The 7,307-nt window shown below is 35.6% G+C and carries 8 protein-coding genes; 1 reads left to right on the forward strand and 7 read right to left on the reverse strand.

Going from position 1 to position 7,307, the window contains the following annotated elements; translation table 11 throughout:
* The 7 genes from AB1422_14290 to AB1422_14320 all read right to left on the reverse strand — a co-directional run.
* A partial coding sequence (locus AB1422_14290) for a PD-(D/E)XK nuclease family transposase (protein MEW6620481.1) occupies positions 1 to 208 on the reverse strand: 208 nt, incomplete at its 3' end.
* Positions 209 to 274: 66 nt separating this feature from the next.
* Positions 275 to 1,201 carry an Rpn family recombination-promoting nuclease/putative transposase gene (locus AB1422_14295; protein MEW6620482.1) on the reverse strand — a complete coding sequence of 309 codons (927 nt, stop codon included), beginning with the start codon at positions 1,199 to 1,201 and terminating at the stop codon, positions 275 to 277.
* 280 nt (positions 1,202 to 1,481) lie between these two features.
* Positions 1,482 to 2,171, reverse strand: coding sequence for an ABC transporter ATP-binding protein (locus tag AB1422_14300; GenBank protein ID MEW6620483.1), 690 nt, complete (start codon positions 2,169 to 2,171; stop codon positions 1,482 to 1,484).
* Entirely contained in the window at positions 2,161 to 3,381 is a 1,221-nt protein-coding gene (locus AB1422_14305; protein MEW6620484.1) for an efflux RND transporter periplasmic adaptor subunit, read from the reverse strand. The genes AB1422_14300 and AB1422_14305 overlap by 11 nt, the downstream gene beginning before the upstream one ends.
* 14 nt (positions 3,382 to 3,395) lie before the next feature.
* A complete protein-coding gene (locus AB1422_14310) occupies positions 3,396 to 4,391 on the reverse strand; it encodes a radical SAM protein (GenBank protein ID MEW6620485.1) in 996 nt (331 codons plus the stop codon).
* A gap of 350 nt (positions 4,392 to 4,741) precedes the next feature.
* Positions 4,742 to 5,257 carry an adenine phosphoribosyltransferase gene (locus tag AB1422_14315; GenBank protein MEW6620486.1) on the reverse strand — a complete coding sequence of 172 codons (516 nt, stop codon included), beginning with the start codon at positions 5,255 to 5,257 and terminating at the stop codon, positions 4,742 to 4,744.
* A gap of 49 nt (positions 5,258 to 5,306) precedes the next feature.
* Positions 5,307 to 6,182, reverse strand: a complete 876-nt coding sequence (locus tag AB1422_14320) for a response regulator (GenBank protein ID MEW6620487.1) — start codon at positions 6,180 to 6,182, stop codon at positions 5,307 to 5,309.
* 87 nt (positions 6,183 to 6,269) lie between these two features.
* Between AB1422_14320 and AB1422_14325 the strand changes: the two genes are divergently transcribed.
* Entirely contained in the window at positions 6,270 to 7,016 is a 747-nt protein-coding gene (locus AB1422_14325; GenBank protein ID MEW6620488.1) for a UPF0280 family protein, read from the forward strand.
* The last annotated feature ends 291 nt before the right edge of the window (positions 7,017 to 7,307 follow it).

Genomic DNA, 7,307 nt, shown 5'->3' on the forward strand with positions numbered 1-7,307 from the left:
AGAGTTTGGCTTTAACATCGACATAGGTATCCTTCATCCCCTTGATTAATGGTATTTGGTAGGGGTCAACGATTACTAAATCAACGATTTTTTCAGTCTCTTTAAAATCAATCACCGAGTTAAGAAAACTAATAAGGATATCCTTACTCCCTTGTGAGCCAAAAACCTTTTTGAAGGCATAATCTGTTTTAACATCTAAAAAACGCATCCAAATACTCCTTCCTTCTAAAAATAACCAACCACAGAGAGTTAAAAAAAGTCTGTGTGAAGATATTTAATTAATACCCTTGATTTCCTCTATTGTTAATCCCGTTATCTGTGATATTTTTTCAACTTTCTCGCCTGATTTCAAAAGAGTTTTCGCTACTTCTATTTTGCCTTGTTGTAACCCTTGTTGTATTCCTTCTTGTATTCCTTGTTTTAATCCTTGTTGTATTCCTTGTTTTAACCCTTTTTGTATTCCTTTTTCTATTCCTTGTTTTAACCCTTGTTTTAAGGCAAACTCTATCGCACCTCTTTGCATTCGGATAAAATCGTGCCGCTTATATTGAATTTCTAACTCCTTTTCACTCATCCCCGCTGTATTGGCTATTTCAAATGCCTCCTTTATTTCTATCTCTTTAACTAAGCTCTCTGGAGTATATTCAAGTCTGCCTGCATTCTTTATAAAATATATCCATTTGTCTTTGATTGAATCCAGCTCATCCTCATTCTTCTTGAATTTGGGCAATTCGATAAAAACAAGTTCGATTTCATCATGGTATTTGATTAAAGTCTCCTTTTCAATGAGATTGAAATAGGTGATAACCTTATCTACATCCTCGAACATGATAAAGTCCGTAATGGTTAGAGCAATAATAGGTTCAAGGCTGGTAAATGATTCTGTCTCTTTTAGCTGAGCTGAATATGTCTTAGCCGCATTATATAAAATCCTTTTCTCAAACCCTTCTACATTCAAAACCTGCATCTCGATAATGACATTCTTCTGGTTTGAGAGTTTGGCTTTAACATCGACATAGGTATCCTTCATCCCCTTGATTAATGGTATTTGGTAGGGGTCAACGATTACTAAATCAACGATTTTTTCAGTCTCTTTAAAATCAATCACCGAGTTAAGAAAGCTAATAAGTATATCCTTACTCCCTTGAGAACCAAAAACCTTTTTGAAGGCATAATCTGTTTTAACATCTAAAAAACGCATCCAAATACTCCTTCCTTCAATGTTTATATCATACATATTATAACTCATGGAAAGCTTTTTGTCAAGCAAAATTCACATAAGTAAAGTGTTACATAAAATGTAATCTACGAACAAAGTTTCCACCTGTGCGGTTAAATGTAAAATGGATAATGTAAAATGAGAAATGTAAAATGAAAATGGATAACTGAAAGGTAATGAGTCTTGCGAAGTGCTAAAATTTCCCATTTTTCATTTCCTATTTTACATTTATTTTTCCTTTGCGTCTTTGCGATGAATTAGTCTAATCGCACAGGTCGCAAAGTTTTTCTTCTACAATCTGTCCGTCCCGCAAATGAATAATTCGTTTGGCGTAACCAGCGATGTCTAATTCATGGGTGATGAGGATAATAGTTGCTCCATTTTTATTGAGTTGGACGAATATCTCCATTATTTCTTTACTGGTGGTGGTATCGAGATTACCTGTCGGTTCATCGGCACAGATAATTGTCGGATTATTTATTAATGCTCGAGCAATGGCTACCCGTTGTTGTTCACCACCAGAGAGTTCAGATGGTAGATTCTTTACTTTTGTCGCCAGACCAACTTTTTGAAGCATCTCTTCTGCCTGTTTTTTTCTCATATGTCGCGGAACATTTGCGTAACAAAGAGGTAACAAAACATTTTCCTGTGAAGTAGTTTTCTTTAGAAGATTAAATGACTGGAAGACAAACCCAATTTTTGTATTTCTGATTTTGGCTAATCCATAATCGTCCTTTTGGCTAATATCTTCTCCTTCCAATAAATATCTACCTGAGGTAGCCTTATCCAGACAACCAATAATATTCATCAAGGTAGATTTTCCTGAACCAGAAGGCCCCATTATGGCAATAAATTCACCTTTTCCAATCCCAAGCGATAGATTTTTTAAGGCAGAAAAACTATCCTTTCCCATTGGATAGAGTTTGGTAATATCTTTTAATTCAATCAGCATTTTTCCTTACCTTGATTTTAGTCCCCTCTTTTAAATCAACCGGGGGGTTCAGGACTACTTCTTCTCCTATTTTTAACCCGGATAGGACCTCAACCTCATTAGGATTACGCAGTCCCAAAGATACTTCCTGCTTTATGAGTTTATTATCTTTTAGCACAAAGACATAAAATTTATCATCAATACTAAGTGTAGCCTCATACGGTATTTTTAGAACATCCACTTTTCTCTTAGAAATAATCACTACATCAGTGAGCATTTCACTGCGTAGAGGAAGACTACTTTTGACTAATGTAATAGTTACCTCAAATGTATTAATCTTTTCCTGGAGAATAGGGGAGGGGGCGATTTTGGTAATTACACCAGAGATACTCTGTCCGGGGAAGGCATCAGGAATGACTGTAGTTTTCATCCCTAACCCAATTTTGGCAATGTCCACTTCATCCAAATCGGTTTTGACCACAAATTGACTCGGCGAGATAACGACGGAGAGAAGTTGTCCTTGAGGAACATAAGTGCCTTCTTTGCTACCTTTATAAATGACAATGCCGTCAATCGGAGATGGAATCTTTGACCAATCAACCTGTTGCTGGATAAAAGTCAGGTTGGCTTTGACACTCGCTATTTTAGATGTTACGGTTTCTATCTCTTCCTGGTATTGATTTCTTTTTTCTTCCAGGCGATAATTGGCAAGATTCAGGGCAATTTTAGCCTTTTCACATTCTACCTCTAATCTTTTATATTCATCTTCGGAAACTGCATTAATTTCAAAAAGCCTCTTTTTAGATAAAAATTGTCTATTAATCTCATCAAACCATACCTTCGCCTCATCTGCTTTCTCTTCTATCTCTTTGAGATTAATCCCTCGAAGAAGGCTATTAAGTTCGGATTGATAGGAAACCAGTAATGCAGATTGTTCTTTCTGTTTAGCTAATAATTCTTTATCATTCATTGTGGCTATTATTTGACCTTTCTTGACTTCTGTGCCTTCTTCTAAGATATCAACTACCACCCCGGGGATTTTAGCACGCAGTTCAAACCTTTCTTTTGCCTCGATTTTACCGCGAGAGGTAACCTTAAGTATTAATTCCCCGCGAGTCACCGAGCCTTTGGTTATTGTAACTGTTTTTTCTACATTCTTCTTTATCAAAATAAAACTAATAATACTTACAATAAGAATTATTATCGTCAAAGTTATAATCCGTTTTTTCATAAAATTCTTTTCTCCTACCACCAACATTGGCTATCTTGTGCAAAGTAATCACCAGTTAGAGCAAAGGCTAATGCCCGACAACCAAAACAGTCTGAAACACTACAAATAGAACATTTCCCTTTGAGATGTCTTTTATCTTTCAATTCCTTCAGGAGAGCAGTCTGCTCGTAAATATTCTTTAAAGAATCTTTAAGAAGGTTTCCTATGCTCAGATTGAACCTTCGACAGGGAAATACCTCACCATCTGGCATAATACAGAGCGTGTCGCCAATATTACATTTTGCCCCTAATATTTTTATGGTTTTATCCCATTTTATCCAAAATGCCTTATAAGGCAAGAAATCATCCAGTTCAAATTTATTTGGGATTATCTTTAAAATTAACTCTATCAGTCTTTTGTAATCTTTTTGGTCTAAAACCTCCTCGGCTATTTGATTTCCTTTTCCCAGCGGTATAAACCTTTCAAGGATAACACCGTCTATTGAATGCCTTTTACAAAATTGTGGAATTTCTACAATCTCCTCTAAATTTGTTTTCAGGACAGTGAACATCAGGACAACTTCTAATCCTTTATCTTGCAATAAGTCCATTGCTTTAATGACCTTTTTAAAGACCCCATTGCCTCTTATGGTATCACAACTCTGTTCCTTTAAACCTTCGAGAGAAATCTTTATCCTTTTTAATTTTGGAAACTCAGTCAATCTTTTTAAGACATCTTCACCCATAAGAGTAGCATTGGTAATAATATTTGTCTCTTTCACCAGTGGACTATGGTCAAGATATTCTAACAACAAGAAGAGTTCTTTTTTTAGAAGTGGTTCACCTCCTGTAATATCTATCCTTGTAGATTTATGCCATTGAGTTAAGGTAGTGATGATGTTATCGGCGAAATATTTTATCTTTGCCCAATCAATATCTAAACTCCGTGTAAAATCAGATTGATAACAGTGTTTACATTTAAGATTACAAAGGTTGGTAATATGCCACTGGAAATTAAATTCACCTTTCATGGTATTTATGAGATCCTGACTTTATGACTAAACCGACTTTTCGTACAGATTTAGGCATAGGAATTTCCTTTTTGGACGCAGATGAACGCAGATTTTCAAGATTTTAATATAAAGAATTAACTGAGAAAATCATAGTAGATAAGCATGAAACATAACTTCTTCAAATCTAACAGATATTGAAGTTGGACTATTACTACCCCGAAGTTAAACCAAAGGCATTTGATGATATTGGAAAATAGACAGCATGCAAATAAATACAGATTTTACAGGAGATCTTCGCAGATTATTTAATTTTTTATTATCCTGATAATCTGCGCAAATCTGCGTCCCATTAACCTGACAATGTCAAGTCAATATTGTATCAACGAAAATAGATTATAATCTTTTAGTTTCTCTCTGCCGTGCAAAAATGCCAATTCGACAATAAATGCCAATGCCACAACCTTACCCCCTGCTTTTTCTACTAATTTACACATCGCCTTTGCTGTTCCACCTGTGGCTAACAGGTCATCTATAATCAATACCTCTTGTCCACTCTCAACAGCATCTTCATGCATTTCTATGGTGTCGATTCCATACTCTAATTCATAAGAAACAGAGGTAGTTTTATAAGGTAATTTACCTGGTTTACGCATTGGAACAAATCCTACCCCTAATTTATAGGCAACTGGTGCTCCAACGATAAATCCCCTTGCCTCTACCCCAACTACAATATCTACCTTATGTTTTTTATACCTATCTACTATTGTATCAATAGCTTGAGCAAAGGCATTTTTGTCCTTCCATAGCGGCGTAATGTCTTTGAAGATTATACCTTCTTTTGGAAAATCAGGTATATCCCGAATGTAACTCTTTAAATCCTGCATTTTTTACCTCCTTGTATTTGGTAATTGGTAACTGGTAACTGGTAATTAGTTACCATTTACCAGTTATCCCATCTTCTGGCATTTTAATAGTAATCTCCTTAAGTAAATAATATAAATCTTCCCGAAAGGTTTTCTTTTCAATCTTGTTTTTTAAATCTTCACGACAGGAAGCAATAATTCGAAAAACTACCCTGTCTTGTAAGATTTGAAGTATTTTTGCTTGCGTGCTCAAGTCAATCTCATCGATATTATTCACGAATAAAGTTGCCTGTTCCCATTTGCCTGTTGATAATATTAGTTCTAAATCTTCGACCTTTGCCTTAATAAAAGGCTGACCACTTTTGTGACTTTGCAGATGAATCATATGAGCAACTACCTCACAATCAGAATTAGACTTACCTTGAATCAAAACATTAAAATTTGTTGTTGCGGCTCTTGAAATTTTCTTGCGTAATTCCTCAATTTCTTTACTAGCACCTTTAATATCATATACCTTACTTAGAATCTGTTTTAGATTTTTATTTTCTTGTTTTAGTTGATTATTTTCCTGTTCTAATATTCGTAATCGTAAGACATTTTTCACTGTTGCTAAGATTTTTCCCTTTATCAATGGTTTTTCGATAAAGTCAATTGCCCCGGTTTTAAGTGAGTCAACGACAGTTTCTATCTCTGCCTGCCCGGAAATCATAATTACAGGCAAGTTGTCTTTAATGAGTCCAATCTGTTTTAATACCTCCCCCCCTTTCATTTTAGGTAACCAGACATCTAAGATAACTAAATCTATTTTAAGTTCTTTTATCTTTTGTAAGGCATCCTCGCCGTCTTTGGCGCTGACAACGACATATCCATCATCTTCTAAAATCATAGATAATGTCTCGCGGATACTCCGTTCATCATCTACGACTAATACCTTTGGCTGAATCATTTGTTATCCCCCTGCTGAATCTTATTATACCATAACTATACCTCTCTTTGTCAAATACTTTTTTTTATTTGACATCTTTACATCAAAGTGTTATACTTTTTTCACTCAGGGTTTAGTATGTATGAAAAAAGATGGTATCGCGAGTTAATTAAAGGAGATAATTTAGTCAGTTTTGATGTGCAGATAGAGGAAACTGACCTTTCAGTGATGGCAGATAAAGACTTAAGGCGAGAGGTAGCAAGATTAATCTTAAGAATCCGTGAAAGGATAAAGAAATATATTGTTACTGACCCCAATTTTAAAAGAAGTCTTATTCCCTGTGAAGTCCCTCGCTATGCCCCAAAGATAGTCAGGGAAATGGCCTGGGCAGGAAAAGTAGCTGGAGTAGGACCAATGGCCGCTGTTGCGGGTGCTATTGCTGAATATGTAGGAAAAGGGATATTGAAATATTCTAAAGAAATAATTGTTGAAAATGGGGGCGATATTTTTATAAAAACCATCAGGAAAAGAAAAATAGGGATATTCGCCGGCCTATCCCCACTCAGCAACAAAATAGCCATAGAAATAAATGCAAACGACACACCACTGGGCATTTGCACCTCATCCGGAACCGTCGGTCCTTCGTTAAGTTTTGGTCAAGCAGATGCCGTGGTAGTCTTATCTTATTCGACTTCATTAGCCGATGCAGGTGCCACCGCCATTGGTAATTTAGTTAAAAAGAAAGATGATATTGAACCAGCCATTGAGTTTGCCAAAACTATTGAGGGAATTAAAGGAGTTATTATCATTAAAGACAAAAATTTGGGAGTCTGGGGAGATATAAAACTTAGGTAACCGTTCAGATAGTAATTCACCGCAGAGACGCAGCCGTTCACCGCAGAGACACAGAGACGCAGAGAAAAAATTAAAATCTATTCACCAGAGACAGAAATTTCCTTTTTTTGTGCATTTCGGGTCTTTCGTTGTTTATTAATCTTTTAATACTTACTTTTGACTAACTATTTTTGTAACCGTTCAGGCTATATATCAAAAGTGTAAGAAAGGGGATAAGGAGATAAGAGTGATATGGAGATAAGATAATAGAAATAGATTGAAATTTATAGAAATAGGTAGAAATTGATTGTG

The organism is bacterium, from assembly GCA_040757115.1.
Taxonomy (GTDB): Bacteria; UBA9089; CG2-30-40-21; order CG2-30-40-21; family SBAY01; genus JBFLXS01.